Below are 13256 nucleotides of genomic sequence, written 5' to 3'. Positions count from 1 at the left end.
CCTGCCGGCTACCCAACACCCGCGCATTTGCAGTGCAAATTTCATTTCCAAGGAAAACCAAAATGCAAATAGACGTATTCCAGGCCGACGACAACGGCCTGTTCCTGTACAAGTCGGTCGCCAACGAACTGGCGTTGACGCCCGGCTCGTTCAATATTCCTTTTGGCGCCCACGCGGACGCCCCGCCGACCCCGCCTGCCGGGAAATGGCCGCGCCGCCTGGGCGATACGTGGAGCATGGTCGAAGACTATCGCTCCACGCCGCTGTGGCTGGTGGAGACGGGTGCACCGTATTCGATTGGTGCGGAACATGACGGCGCTGGCGGCAAAGTCAGCTATCCCGGCTGGGGACCGCTGCCGGCCTGGCTGACGATGGTGGAACCCCCGGACCGCGAGCAGGAGGGCACGGTCTAAGCCTCGGGGCAGGCGTCAGGCGGCCAGGGGCAAGGCTCCCTGGCCGAACTCGCGCTCGTGCCGCATTTCCTCGAGCTGGCGCCGGCCCAACTGGCTGCGCGCCAGCTTCTGGGCCAGTTCACGTCCGTGAGGATGGTAGTAGCGCAGGAGCATGCGGGTGTCGACGTTGCCATTGACCTTCGCCAGTTCGTGGATCTGGAACACGGTGGCGAGCTGCGACGTACCCTCGTGGCGCAGGTCGTGAAACCGCAGATCGCGGAAGTAGGCGGCGTTGGGCCGCCGGCCATGGTGCCGGCACATGCCTTCGTAGCGCAAACGGGCGCGGCGCCGTGCGCGGATGAAAGCCCGCGTGACCGAGCCGGGTTGCATCGTGAATATGCGGCCTCGCATGGGCTTTCCCGTGACCCAGCGCCGCAGGGCCTCGCGGGCCCGTGGCGTCAACGGTACGTCGCGGGCGCGGCCGTTTTTCGTGTGGGGCAGGTGCACCACGCCGTGCATCAGGTCGAGGTGTTCGCGCTGGATGCCGACCACCTCGGACCGGCGCATCCCTGTTTCCTTGGCCACAGTCAGGATCGTGGGAAGTTCCGTCGAGCGGGTAGCGCGGATGATCCATTCCAGCTCTTTGCGCGGACAGTCCTCTTGCGACAGTCCGCGCAGGGTGATGCGGTCGAACAGACGCCGATCGCGGGCGTCATCCACGGGCGGCCGTCGCACCAGTTGGACCGGATTGGCCAGTTGGTCAAAGCCCCAATCTTTCCGGATCACCGTATACACGTGCGACAGGAAGGCCATGCGTCGCACGACGGTGGCGGGCGCCCGATCCTTGAGCCATTCGTCGCGCAGCTCCGTCAGGTCGGAGCTGCGGATGCGGTCGACTGGGCGGATGGCCAGGCGTGTGGCGCGCCAGATCCGCGCGATCGATTGTTCCGAGGTATGGCCCTTCTTGGTGACCGAAACCTCGGCCAGATAGCGAACAAGCGCCTCGGCGAGCGTGGGCGTGGTCTTGCGGCGGGGTTGGCGGCGGGTCCAGGGTTTCATGGCAAGTCGGGCAGGGAGGTAAAGGCGATAGACCAGAAAGATAGCAGCACAAACGCAGGCAAGGCCTGCGGCAAACGGACGACAGTGTCGCCCGGATTTCAAATTTTCCATCCGGTGCGCCTGCGTGGCGCTCGTGATGCTCACGGGAGGCAGCAATGCGCACCGTCGACAGGAGCGGTGTAACCATGGAACCGGGATCAACGGGTTTGGGCGGATTCGCCGCCCTGAAAATTGCGCTGGCCTTCGGCATGCCGGCGGCGATGGCGGCGTTGATCGGCATGTTGCTGATGCCGCCGCGCACGCCGCGCGAGTTCGTCGCGCGTACCGCCTGTACGGTGGTCAGTTCTTTTCTGTTCGGGCCGTTGCTGGCGATCGGCATGATCGCATGGATGCCCGACATCATGTCGTCCGCCTATTGGATGGCACAACGCACCGGGCTGGGCGAGGACGGGCTGCTGGCGATGTTCTACGTGCTCGGCCCCTGCATGCTGCTGGCGGGATTGCCGGCGTGGTGGGTATTGGGCGCCTACTTGCGCCTGACCGCCAAGCTGCAGAACCAGGATCTGGTGGACTGGGCGGTGGAGATCCGGCGCAAGACGCTCGGCATGGAAACGCAATCGGATAAGGAGGGCAGGCATGACGCTTGACCAGATCATGGATGATGCGCTGCGCCCGGCGCTGGCGCGGTTGCCGGCGCGCATGGACACGCGCGAGGCGTGCTGCATGCTGCTGGCGATCGGCTTGCAGGAAAGCCGCTTCGTGCATCGGCGCCAGATCGGCGGACCGGCGCGTGGCTTCTGGCAGTTCGAGAAAGGCACCCGCGCCAGTCGCGGTGGCGTGTGGGGTGTGTACTTGCACGCCGCCAGCCGGGATCACCTGGCCGTGCTGTGCAAGGCCCGCAGCGTGGCCTGCGATCCGGACGCGGTCTACGCCGCGCTCGAATACGACGACGTGCTGGCCGCAGGCGTTGCGCGGCTGCTGCTGTGGACCGATCCGAGGGCGTTGCCGCCGGTCGGCGATGCGGCAGCGGCCTGGGCGCTGTACCTGCGCACCTGGCGCCCCGGCAAACCCTGGCCCGACAGCTGGAACCGTCTGTACCTACAGGCGGCCGCGGCGGTGCGGTCGGGGGAGCAAAGGAGTGTGACCGATGCTGTTGCAGCAATGGATTAAGCGGGGCCTCGGCTTGATGGCGGCAGTGCTGGCGGGTCTGGCCGCCGTCGCCGGGGTGTATTGGCGGGGGCGGGCCATGGGCCGGGCGCAGGAACGCGCGGACAGTGCGGCCCGCCTCCAGGAGCGGGCCGCCCAGGCCCGCCAGGAGAGCGTTGATGTCGAAGAAACGGTGGCTCGTCGCAATGACGATGCCGTGGCTGATCGCCTCAAGTCTGAGTGGGTGCGCGCCGCCCCCCCTGCGGACCGGGATTGAGTATTGCGATCATGCCCGGCCGGTGTATTTCAATTCCGCGGCCGAGGTCGACGCGACCCCGGCGGCGATCCGGCGACAGATACTGGTTCATAACGAGATGGTCGCCAGACTCTGTTTTTGAGGTAAATTGGGGACGCGATTTTCCGTTGGAGGCCAACCTGCCCGCCGGCTCGGCATTAAGGGCGGATGGGTGGGGTGTGGTCTGGTTCTGCAATAATTTCTGGTTTTCCGTCCTGCCGGGCTTCCTGTCCGGCTGACCGTTCCAGGAGAGGCGCCATGAGTCAGAAAGTGTGGTGTCGGCAAACGTCTTGTCCGGCGCGGCCGCGCCCGGAAAAATAATATGGCTGACGGCGAAATCCTGGCGGCGACGCGGGCTCGCCCGCGGCGCCGCTATACGATGCGGACCGGCTTGTTGGCGCTGGTGTTCGCCTGTATCGCGCCGGCGCTGGTGGTGGCATCGATCGCCGTCTATGAAAGCTATCAGATCCAGAAAGAGCGGATCTTTCGCGACACGATTTTCCTGGCACGCAATCTGACCGCCGTTCTTGATCGGGAACTGACCGGCGTCGAGGCGGGTTTGCAGATGCTGGCGAGCTCGCCCGACCTGATAGGCGGCGATCTGGCCGGATTCCATCGGCGCGCCCGCGAAGTCATCAAATTCCAGATTGTCGACAGCTATGTCCTGACCGACAAGGAGGGCCAGCAGGTACTCAATACCCTGGTGCCTTACGGCACGGCGCTGCCGCCGTCGGCCGTGTCGCGGGAGCTGGCCCAGGTGTTCCGCGCGCGCGAGCCGGTGCTGAGCAGCCTGTTCATGGGTGGGGTCAGTCATGCGCCGACCATTGCGCTCGGGGTGCCGGTGGTGCGCGGCGAGGACGTCATCTACAGCCTGAATGTGGGCCTGTCGCCGGAGCGCATCGGCAATGTGCTGGGGCGCCGCGGCCTGCCCGACGGTTGGGTGGCCGCCGTGCTGGACAAGAGCGGCACCATCATCGCGCGGACCCGCGACACGGCAAAATTCGTTGGCCAGAAGGCCGTGCCGGCGCTGGCGCAGGCGGTGCGGGCGGAAGACGAAGGTTCGCTCGAGACCACGACCAAGGAGGGCACCCCGGTCTACACCGCCTTCAACCGTTCCACCCTGACAGGCTGGACGGTCGCCGCCGGGGCGCCGATGACGCTGGTGACGACCGATCTGTATCGTTCGATCGCCTGGCTGGCGCTGGGAACGCTGGCGGCGTTCGGGTTGGGCCTGTGGCTCGCATTGCGGCTGGCCAACCGCCTGACCTCGGCGGTGCAGGGCCTGGTGGAGCCGGCGCTGGCGCTGGGGGATGGCCGGACCGTCGAATTGCCCGACACGCGCGTCAAGGAAGCCGAAGAGGTGGGCACGGCCTTGCTGCATGCTTCACGCATGCTGGCGCGCGCGCAGCATCTGGCGCACTACGATCCGCTGACGGGACTGTGCAACCGGGTACTGTTCGGGGAACTGGTGCTGCGCGAGCTGGCGGTGGCGCAGCGCAGTGGGCAGTCATTCGCCATTCTTGCGATCGACCTGGATGGCTTCAAATCCGTCAATGACCTGCACGGTCATGCGGCCGGCGACACCGTGCTGAAAGAGGCCGCCGATCGCATGGCCCGCGCCATCCGAGTCTCGGATGTGGCGGCGCGGCTGGGGGGCGACGAGTTCGCCGTGCTGCTGCTGGGAACCGATCACGACGGGGCGCAGGCGGTTGCCGAAGCGCTGGTCGAAAGCCTGTCGCTGCCCTATCCCAATATCCGGGTGGCGGTGTCGGCCAGCGTGGGAATCGCCGTGTATCCGCAGTCGGGTAGCACCATGCTGCAGTTGCTGGAGCGGGCCGACGTCGCCCTCTACCGGGCCAAGGGCCTGGGCAAGCGGCGGGTGGCATCCGATGGCTGAGCCGGCGGGTGCTGTGCCCGGCCAGGCTCAGGCGTCGGGGCGTGGCGCGGGCGACGGGACCAGAGCGGTCAGCACCTCGCCCGATTTCAGGCGATAGCGACGATCCCCCAGGGCGATGACGTGTTCGCCGTCCGAGGTCCTGAGAATGTAATGCGTGATCGCGGGTGGACCGGCCCGGCTATCGGCCTGTGAGAACACTTCGATGCGATAGAGGCGGCCCGATGCCGTGGTGGCCAGCACGTCAGTCAGTCTGCGTACAGAGATGGTCATGCGCCTTGCTCTCCCTCTTGTTCGTTGTCGACGGTTGCATTGCGCGCCGGCTCGGGCTTCCTCAAAGCCGGCCATGCCGCGACCCATTTCCTGTTTTCGCTACACTGCGTCGTTTCGGCGCGCGTCGCCCGGCGCGGCGCTTGTAAATCGGGCAATCGGAAACAGTCATGCAATTCGTTCTCAGCCGGAAGACGGCGACCGGCGCGGGTCTGATGGCAGTCGTGCTGTGGGGCACGGTCGTCGGCCTCATCCGCAGCATCAGCGAGCGCTTCGGGCCGATTGGCGGCGCCGCCTTGATCTATACCGTCGGCTCGCTGTTCCTGGTGTTGCTGGTGGGGTTCCCCCGCCTGCGCACGTTTCCGCGCCGCTACCTGCTGTCCGGCAGCATCCTGTTCGTCGCCTACGAAATCTGCCTGTCGCTGTCGCTGGGATTTGCCGCCAACCGGGGCCAGGCCATCGAACTGGGCATCGTCAATTATCTCTGGCCGTGTTTCACCGTCGTCCTGGCGATACTGATCAACGGCCAGCGCGCCCGCGCCTGGGTCGTGCCGGGCATTGCGCTGTCACTGTGCGGCATCGTCTGGGTGGTCGGCGGCGACGGCGGCATCTCGTGGCAAGGCATCGTTGCCAATGTCTCGGGCAATCCCCTCAGTTATGGCCTGGCATTCGGCGGAGCCATCATTTGGGCGGTTTATTGCAACGTCACCAAACGCTATGCGGACGGCAAAAATGGTGTTGCGTTGTTCTTCATGTTGACCGCGGCGGTATTGTGGATCAAATACGGCATGAGCGCCGAGCCTGCGTTGGCCTTCGATGGCGCCGCCGTGCTGGAACTATGCGTGACGGGGGGCGCCATGGCGGCCGGCTACGCGTTATGGAACGTGGGCATATTGAACGGCAATCTCACGCTGCTGGCCACGGCCTCGTATTTCACTCCGGTGCTATCGACTTTTTTCGCGGCGCTGTGGCTGTCCACCCATCTGACCGCGGCATTCTGGCAAGGCGTGGCCATGGTCACTGCCGGCTCGCTGATCTGCTGGGCGGCCACACGCGGCCGACCGGCCCGGGGCGGCTAGCCCGGGGCCGGAATTCGGTCTCGCGCCAGCCATGGCGCGATGGCTGGCTCAGTCCAACACCATGGTCTGCGCCACGGCGTAGCCGAGCGGGATGAGCAATAGGGAAGCGAACAGGGAACTGACGATCGCCGCCGATATCTTCAGCCAGGGCTCGGGCCCCGCGCTTTGAATCGTTTGAACCACCAACGCGACGATACCCACAACCATCAAACAGCTGATTACCACTGCTACGTAAGTCATGTTGCCTCCGTCCTCGCCTGATTAAGGGGATTGCGGCGCCGCTGGTACGGTCTAGGTGTTTGGTCTGATTGTGCGCCTGTATTGGGAGGCATGGCGCTAGGGTTTTCCTGGCTACGGGGGCTCGGTGTGGCGTTTTTGCCGCGCACCCCGCAGCATGGAATTGGTGTGCGCCGCAGCATTTTCAGGCCGCCGCCAAGGCTGCGCTTTGCGCTACGATGGCGGCGTCGAATCATTTTCAAAGCCGCGTCGATATGCCGCAACGACTCCGCCCTGGTACCCGCGCCACGTTGCAGGTCAGGCAATTGATGCCGGGCGAGTTCGCCTGGATCATCACCCTGCTGGACCCGGAGACGGGCAATGTGCGCAGCACCAATTATTCCGAACGCCGCTACGCCAGCCAGGACGAGGCCTCGGCCGCCGGCAAGGCCGCCGTGGTGGAATTTCTCGGCGCCGATGGCCGCAACGGCGTCTAGACCAGGGACGGCAGGTCGCCCAGGCCTTGCCCGCAAAGCGTGCGCACGAACCCCTCCCGCCCTCCATGAGGGCTTTTTTGTGGCCGGCGCCTGGTCGGAGAGGGGGTGGGCACGGCGCTTGCTGACCGTGGATCGGCGCGTTTTGCGCTATCTAGGAGATCCACTATGTCGCACGCTTCCCACCGTCCACCGGGCGCACCCGATGAGGTGCCAGCCGATGATCCGCCGCTGCCAGGCAACCCGCCGCCGGATGATCCTCCTGCACGCCCGAATCCCGCGCCCGACGATCCTGCTTCCCCCGATGTGACGCCGCCCGCGCCGGATCCGCGCGCGCCGGGCACCATCGATCTGGCTTGATTCCCGACCGACAAGGAGGTTCGCATGCGTTCCATTCTGCTATGGCTGCTGGGCGTGCCCATTCCCATCATCCTGCTGCTGGCGCTGTTCTGGCATTGACTGCCGGTTTGACACCATGCGGCGGCGGCCGCTTGTGACCTGAACAAGGAATGACCATGGAAAATGCAATATCGGCAAACCGCGCCCAAGATGGCGCAGTCCCGGCGCGTGAATCGACGGTGTCCGCGGTCTCGTGGGCGGCGGTCTTCGCTGGCGCGGTCATCGCCGCGGCACTATCGTTGGCATTGCTGGCGGGCGGCTCGGGCCTGGGCCTGCTGTCGGTGTCGCCGTGGGGCGACGAGGGGCTGTCGGCCCCGGCAGTGGGTATCGGCATCATCGCCTGGATGCTGTTCACGCAAATCGTGACTTATGGGATTGGCGGCTACGTCGCCGGCCGCTTGCGGACCAAGTGGGTCGATGCGCACATCGACGAGGTGTACTTTCGCGATACCGCGCACGGCTTCCTGGTATGGGCGCTGAGCGCCGTCGTCAGTGCGGCGCTATTGGGTTCGGCGCTGGCCACGCTGGCATCGGGCGCGGCCAAGGCCGGGGCATCGGTGGCGGCCGGAGCGGGGGCGGCGATGACGGCAACCGCGACCGCGGCTGCCGGCGCGGGCGGCGCGGGCGGCGCGGACCAGGCACGCGATTACTTCACCGATACGCTGTTGCGTGCCGAACGTCCCGAGGCTGGCGGCGACCGCGCCGCGGCGCGGGCCGAGGTGGGGCGAATCGTTGCGATGAGTCTGGCGCGCGGTGAGATGGCGGCGGCGGATCGCGACTATGTCGCCAAGGTGGTGGCGGCCCAGGCCGGCATCGATCCTGCCGCGGCGCAGCAGCGCGTCGACCAGACGCTGCAAAAGGCCCGCCAGGCTGTCGAGGATGCCAAGCGCGAGGCGCGCGCCGCAGCCGACCTGGCGCGCAAGGCCACGGCGACCTTGGCGCTATGGGGCTTCGCGTCCATGCTGATCGGCGCCTTCGTCGCCAGCCTGTGCGCCACGTGGGGCGGCCGGCGCCGCGATTTGCCTTCGCCGCTCAAACCGTAGCGCGGCAAGGCCATGCCACCCCGGCCGGCCTGCGGTATGCCGCCAGGCCGGCGTGGCGCCGCCTTTCGAGGTTCTCGGGGGGCTTGTCCTAGGCGTGCTTTCTTGCGGGGGACTGTATCGGCGCGCGCTTCCCTGAGCCCCCTTCCTTGATCATGCCTTTTCTGGTTGCTTTTCTGGTCCGCTTCCCCGATCGCTTTTTCGGCCGCAAGGCACAAATGAAAAAGGCCTTCACCGAAGTGAAGGCCTTTTGAATTTTGGTGGCGCATCCCTGATTCGAACAGGGGACCTGCGGATTATGATTCCGTCGCTCTAACCGGCTGAGCTAATGCGCCATCCTATCGCCGCTTGGGCTGCCTACTCCCTTGGCTGCCTACTCCCTTTCAAGTTCGTAAGCAAAGCAGCGAAGAACAAAATTCTAGCACGGAATATTTTTGCAATGCAACTCTAGCCGCGGTTTTTCTTATGCCTGCGCCTCAGTCGTCCCGGGCCAGTCGGATGCCGGAGAACTGCCAGCGGGCTTCCGGCGGGAAGAAGTTGCGATAGCTGGGCCGGAGGTGGCCGCGCGGGGTGGCGCAGGAGCCGCCTCGCAGCACAAACTGGTTGCACATGAATTTGCCGTTGTATTCGCCTACGGCCCCCGCGTCGGGCTTGAAGCCGGGATAGGCGTCATAGGCGCTGGCGGTCCATTCCCAGGCATCGCCATACAACTGCGCGGGCCCGCTGGCGTTCAGCCTGGCGGGCGCGGGGCGCGGATCGAGATGGCCATTTTCCAGCAGGTTGGCCCGGCTCGACCAGGCGGCGTCTGGCAACTGCCGGGTCCGGGCCGCGTGCTCCCATTCCGCCTCGCGCGGCAGGCGTACCCGGGCCCAGCGCGCGTAGGCATCGGCTTCGTAATAGCTGATGTGCGTGACCGGGGCCTGCAACTCCAACTCCTGCATGCCGCGTAGCGTGAAGACGCGCCAATCGTCACGCTCGCCTTCCCAGTACAAGGGCGCGCGCCAGCCTTCGGCACAGACTTTTTCCCATCCCAGCGATAGCCACAGTTCCGGCCGTTTGTAGCCGCCATCGCGGATGAACGCCAGATACTCGTGTTGGGTCACCAGGCGGTTGGCCAAATGGAACGGGGGGAGCAGCACATCATGCGCGGGGCCTTCGTTATCGAAGGCGAAACCGCCGCCTTCGTGGCCGATGCGGGTTATGCCGCCGGCGTAATGCGTCCATCCGGCCGGCGTGCCTGGCGGCAGGGCCGGCGAACCCGACGCCACGTATGCAGGGCGCAACGGGTTGGCGTACAGCAGATGCTTGAGGTCTGTCAGGATCAGTTCCTGGTGCTGTTGCTCGTGGTTCAAGCCCAGCTCGAGCAATGCATCGAAGGCCGGATCGTTGCCGCCCAGCCGAGAGATCAGTGCGTGCATGGCCTGGTCCACATGCTGGCGGTAGCGCATTACGTCGGCCAGCGGCGGACGGGTCAGCAAGCCGCGCTGCGGGCGCGGGTGCTTGGCGCCGACAGCGTTGTAATACGAATTGAACAGCATGCGGTACTGTGGATGGAACACCGGCACGGGTGGCGCGAAGTGGGACAGCAGGAAGGTTTCGAAGAACCAGGTGGTGTGTGCCAGATGCCATTTGACGGGGCTGCAATCCGGCATGGACTGCGCCTGGCAATCCTCCGGGCTCAGCGGCGCCGCGAGCGCCATGGTGGTGGCGCGCACGGCATCGTAGCGATCATGCTGGCCCGCCTGTCCGGCGGCGTAGGGCCCGCTGGCGGGGTGGGTCAGCAGGCAGGCGGGTTCCATGGCGATCCTCCCGTGGCGGGTTGCGGGCGGGCGCGTCAGGCGCGCGCACTGAAAACCGAAAACCAGCCGCGCGAATCCGACCAGTGTTCGATGTTGTTGAAGCCCGCGCGCCCCAGCAGATCGGCAAAGGCCTGTGGCGCGAACTTGTACGAATTTTCCGTATGGATGCGTTCACCCGGTGCGAAGTGCCGGGCATCGCCGGGCCAGGTGACGGTGACGGGGTGGCGCGCTTGCAGGTGCATTTCGATACGCGAGCGATCGCTATTGAATAGCGCCACGTGGTGCCAATCATCGACGTCGAAATCGCTGCCGAGCACGCGATTGACATGGCGCAGCACGTTCAGGTTGAAGGCGGCCGTCAGGTGCAGGGCGTCGTCGTAGGCGGGCTCCAGTACCTGCCTGGGCTTGACCCGGTCAACGCCCACCAGCAGCCCGCCACCGACGCACTGGCGCCGGATCCGCCGCAACATGGCGAGCGCCGCTTCCGGGTCCAGGTTGCCGATGCTGGAGCCCGGGTAGAAAAACAGACGTTGCTCGGGAGCGATCTCGGCCGGTAGCGCCAGCGCTTGCGACAGGTCCAGGCCGATCGGGGTGATGCGCAGGTCCGGATAGGAGAGGCGCAGCCTGCGCACCGCCGACTGCAGGTAGTCCGCGGAGATGTCGATGGGCACGTAGTGGCGCGGCCGCAGGCTGGCGAACAGCCGCTCGGCCTTGGCACAGTCGCCCGCGCCCAGGTCGATCATGGCCTGCACCGGCCCGACGCGCCGTGCAATATCCTGGCCGTGGCGCTCGAAGATCTCGGCCTCGCAACGGGTGGGGTAATACTCGGGCAACTGGGTGATGGCGGTGAACAGCGACGAACCCAGCGCGTCGTAAAGGAATTTGGGGTCGATATGGGCAGGATTGTCCAGCAACCCGTCGCGCAGCTCTTGCTGTTCGGGGCGGGGAGATGCAGACGGGGGCGCCAGGAAATACGAATCGGCGCCGGCTGGCAGGGCGGAGGGAGAGACCATGCGTTCAGTTCCTTTGTGAGGCTGATGAAGCGCATTGCAAAGGCTTATTGTGGCGGACAGAGGGGTTCTGGTGTCAAGCCTAAGCCGCTGAAATGCAATGGACTTTTACTAAATCGACCGGTCGGCCGCGTGGAGGTCGCCACGGGCGCGGGCTGTCAGGCCCGGACCGTTCAGCAAGTGCCGCGCCGCTGAAATATCGGTTAACGGCTGGTTGCCAAAGCTCGGGCGCGAGATGCGGGGAGTGGCCACAATGGGTCATGGCCTGGGCGGCAACTGTCCGGCCCGCGCCGGCAGCGGCGATGCGCCGTGCCGGCTGGCCCCCGTAAACCACAAGCAAAAAAGGAGCGACCATGAATCGAAAGCACCAACGCGCTGAAATGGCCTTGCATCGTGAGCGCGTCAACGACAGCCTCCACGAACTGCTGGCCGGTACCGAGGATCTGCTGCGTTCGACGGCCTCGTACACGGGGTCCGAAATCGAGGCTGCGCGCGCGCGCCTGAAGCAGCAGCTGGCCGACGCGCGCGAGTCCGCGGGCGATTGGGAAGGAGTGGCGCGGGAGCGGGCGCGCCGCGCCCGGGCCTATGCCGATGAATATGTCCATGAACACGCGTGGAAGTCGGTCGGCGTGGCCACGCTGGTGGGGGTATTGCTGGGCTGCTGCCTGCTGGCCAACCGGCGCTGAGCGCGCATGTCATGAGGCCATCGCCGGTCCCGCCGGCCTCACCGCGCGCGACGGCCCGGGCGGGGGCCGCCGGCTGGTGGCGCGCATGGCGCGCCGCGGCGCTGGCCGGCGGCATCGCAGTGCTGGCCGCGTGCGCCAGCGTGCCCGATGCGCGCGAGCGCGCCGCGCGCCAGGCCCAGGCCGGGCTGTCGGCCGATGCAGCCCGGGAGAGCTACCGGCGCGGCCACGCTATCGCGGCGGATCCGCGCAATGCGCGGGACGATTTTCTGGCGCGCCACCTAGCGGCGGAAGAGGCGGTCAGCGGCGCGCCGCTGGTGGCCGGCAATCGCGTGCGCCTGCTGACCGATGGGCCAGGCACCTACCAGGATATGCTGCGTTCGATCGCCCAGGCGCGGCGCTATGTCCATATGGAAACCTACATCTTCGACGATGATGAGGAAGGCGCGCGCTTTGCCGAGGCCTTGATCGCGGCAAAGCGCCGGGGCGCCGATGTGGCGTTGATGGTGGACGCGGTAGGCACCCTCAATACGCCGGATGCGCTGTTCCAGCGGCTGCGCGATGCGGACGTGCAAGTGGCCGTTTTCAATCCGGTCAACCCGGCCAGCGGCAGCCGCGCCGGCTGGTCGCCGAATCAGCGGAACCATCGCAAGATCCTGGTCGTGGACGGCAAGGTCGGCTACCTGGGGGGTATCAACGTCAGCGCCGTGTATGCGTCATCGCCGGCGGCCGAGAGCGTCGCGCCGGGCGGCGCGGATGGCGAGCGCACCGGCGCCGCCGGCGCGCCATGGCGCGATACGCATCTGCGCATCGACGGGCCGGCCGTGGCGCAACTGGAAGCGGTGATCGAGCGTGGATGGCAGTCCCAGGCCAAGGAGCCCTTGCGAGGCGGCGGCGTGGCCATCGCACCGGCGGCGGGACCGACGCGGGTGCGGATCCTGGCCAACCAGCCTGACCGCAGCGATGGCTACACGGTCTATCTGACGTTGATGTCCGCGTTCGAAAGTGCCCAACGTTCGATCCACATCACCATGGCCTACTTCGTGCCGGATCCGGCCTTCGTCGATGCGCTGGCGGCCGCGGCGCGCCGGGGGGTGGATGTGGTGCTGGTGTTGCCCGGTTTCAGCGATTCCTCACTGGTCTTCCATGCCGGCCGTTCCCACTACACCCGGCTGCTGCAGGCTGGCGTGAAACTTTACGAACGGCGCGATGCGCTGTTGCATGCCAAGACGGCGGTGGTGGACGGCGTCTGGTCCACGGTTGGATCGAGCAACATGGACTGGCGCAGCTTTGCATTGAACTACGAGGTCAACGCGGTCGTGCTGGGGGCGGACTTCGGCGCCGGGATGGAGGCCCTGTTCCAGCGCGATGTGGCCGCATCGGTACGGATCAGCCCCGGGGCCTGGCAGGCCCGGGGCGTGGATGACCGCTTCATGGAGTTCTTTTCGCGGATGTTCGAGCGCTGGCTGTAGCACGCCGG

Annotated in this window: 16 protein-coding genes and 1 tRNA gene; 11 read left to right on the top strand and 6 right to left on the bottom strand. The window is 66.4% G+C overall.

Going from position 1 to position 13256, the window contains the following annotated elements; all coding sequences use genetic code 11:
• Nucleotides 1-62: 62 nt before the first annotated feature.
• Nucleotides 63-413, top strand: coding sequence for a phage tail protein (locus tag K2W61_RS27695; RefSeq protein ID WP_175135843.1), 351 nt, complete (start codon nt 63-65; stop codon nt 411-413).
• A 15-nt stretch (nt 414-428) separates the two neighbouring features.
• Here K2W61_RS27695 and K2W61_RS27690 read toward each other — a convergent pair whose 3' ends face one another.
• On the bottom strand, nt 429-1451 hold the full coding sequence (locus K2W61_RS27690) for a tyrosine-type recombinase/integrase (RefSeq protein WP_175135844.1): 1023 nt from the start codon (nt 1449-1451) through the stop codon (nt 429-431).
• A gap of 155 nt (nt 1452-1606) precedes the next feature.
• Here K2W61_RS27690 and K2W61_RS27685 point away from each other — a divergent pair, with 155 nt between their 5' ends.
• The 4 genes from K2W61_RS27685 to K2W61_RS27670 all read left to right on the top strand — a co-directional run bounded on the left by K2W61_RS27685 (nt 1607) and on the right by K2W61_RS27670 (nt 4789).
• On the top strand, nt 1607-2098 hold the full coding sequence (locus tag K2W61_RS27685; protein ID WP_236757147.1) for a hypothetical protein: 492 nt from the start codon (nt 1607-1609) through the stop codon (nt 2096-2098).
• Nucleotides 2088-2621, top strand: a complete 534-nt coding sequence (locus K2W61_RS27680; protein ID WP_175135845.1) for a hypothetical protein — start codon at nt 2088-2090, stop codon at nt 2619-2621. Before K2W61_RS27685 ends, K2W61_RS27680 begins: the two co-directional genes overlap by 11 nt.
• A complete protein-coding gene (locus K2W61_RS27675) occupies nt 2599-2874 on the top strand; it encodes a hypothetical protein (protein ID WP_236757145.1) in 276 nt (91 codons plus the stop codon). Before K2W61_RS27680 ends, K2W61_RS27675 begins: the two co-directional genes overlap by 23 nt.
• Before the next feature lie 340 nt (nt 2875-3214).
• Nucleotides 3215-4789, top strand: a complete 1575-nt coding sequence (locus K2W61_RS27670; protein WP_175141772.1) for a diguanylate cyclase — start codon at nt 3215-3217, stop codon at nt 4787-4789.
• Nucleotides 4790-4816: 27 nt separating this feature from the next.
• Here K2W61_RS27670 and K2W61_RS27665 read toward each other — a convergent pair whose 3' ends face one another.
• Nucleotides 4817-5059 (bottom strand): 6-phosphofructokinase, encoded by a 243-nt coding sequence (locus K2W61_RS27665; RefSeq protein WP_175135847.1) that lies wholly within the window; start codon nt 5057-5059, stop codon nt 4817-4819.
• A gap of 167 nt (nt 5060-5226) precedes the next feature.
• Here K2W61_RS27665 and yddG point away from each other — a divergent pair, with 167 nt between their 5' ends.
• Nucleotides 5227-6135, top strand: coding sequence for an aromatic amino acid DMT transporter YddG (yddG, locus tag K2W61_RS27660; RefSeq protein ID WP_175135848.1), 909 nt, complete (start codon nt 5227-5229; stop codon nt 6133-6135).
• Between the two features lie 48 nt (nt 6136-6183).
• Here yddG and K2W61_RS27655 read toward each other — a convergent pair whose 3' ends face one another.
• Entirely contained in the window at nt 6184-6375 is a 192-nt protein-coding gene (locus K2W61_RS27655) for a hypothetical protein (protein WP_175135849.1), read from the bottom strand.
• A 251-nt stretch (nt 6376-6626) separates the two neighbouring features.
• Between K2W61_RS27655 and K2W61_RS27650 the strand changes: the two genes are divergently transcribed.
• From K2W61_RS27650 to K2W61_RS27640, 3 genes are all read left to right on the top strand, one after another.
• Nucleotides 6627-6848, top strand: coding sequence for a hypothetical protein (locus tag K2W61_RS27650; RefSeq protein ID WP_175135850.1), 222 nt, complete (start codon nt 6627-6629; stop codon nt 6846-6848).
• Nucleotides 6849-7013: 165 nt separating this feature from the next.
• A complete protein-coding gene (locus K2W61_RS27645) occupies nt 7014-7205 on the top strand; it encodes a hypothetical protein (protein ID WP_175135851.1) in 192 nt (63 codons plus the stop codon).
• Between the two features lie 155 nt (nt 7206-7360).
• The gene (locus tag K2W61_RS27640) at nt 7361-8287 is read left to right on the top strand and encodes a hypothetical protein (protein WP_236757143.1); all 927 of its coding nucleotides are present in this window, start codon (nt 7361-7363) and stop codon (nt 8285-8287) included.
• Nucleotides 8288-8542: 255 nt separating this feature from the next.
• Here K2W61_RS27640 and K2W61_RS27635 read toward each other — a convergent pair.
• The 3 genes from K2W61_RS27635 to egtD all read right to left on the bottom strand — a co-directional run bounded on the left by K2W61_RS27635 (nt 8543) and on the right by egtD (nt 11096).
• Nucleotides 8543-8619: transfer RNA gene (locus K2W61_RS27635), tRNA-Met, on the bottom strand.
• Nucleotides 8620-8760: 141 nt separating this feature from the next.
• Complete coding sequence (gene egtB / locus K2W61_RS27630) at nt 8761-10083, bottom strand: ergothioneine biosynthesis protein EgtB (protein WP_236757140.1); 1323 nt, start codon at nt 10081-10083, stop codon at nt 8761-8763.
• 35 nt (nt 10084-10118) lie between these two features.
• Complete coding sequence (gene egtD, locus K2W61_RS27625) at nt 10119-11096, bottom strand: L-histidine N(alpha)-methyltransferase (RefSeq protein ID WP_175135854.1); 978 nt, start codon at nt 11094-11096, stop codon at nt 10119-10121.
• Between the two features lie 350 nt (nt 11097-11446).
• Between egtD and K2W61_RS27620 the strand changes: the two genes are divergently transcribed.
• Complete coding sequence (locus K2W61_RS27620; protein WP_175135855.1) at nt 11447-11779, top strand: ElaB/YgaM/YqjD family protein; 333 nt, start codon at nt 11447-11449, stop codon at nt 11777-11779.
• An 11-nt stretch (nt 11780-11790) separates the two neighbouring features.
• Complete coding sequence (locus K2W61_RS27615; protein WP_236757139.1) at nt 11791-13248, top strand: phospholipase D-like domain-containing protein; 1458 nt, start codon at nt 11791-11793, stop codon at nt 13246-13248.
• Nucleotides 13249-13256 lie beyond the last annotated feature (8 nt).

Source organism: Achromobacter pulmonis, from assembly GCF_021733725.1.
In the GTDB taxonomy this organism is placed as follows: domain Bacteria; phylum Pseudomonadota; class Gammaproteobacteria; order Burkholderiales; family Burkholderiaceae_B; genus Achromobacter; species Achromobacter pulmonis.
The sequence above is the reverse complement of the archived record's forward strand: the minus strand, read 5'-3'. Positions and strand labels throughout refer to the sequence as shown.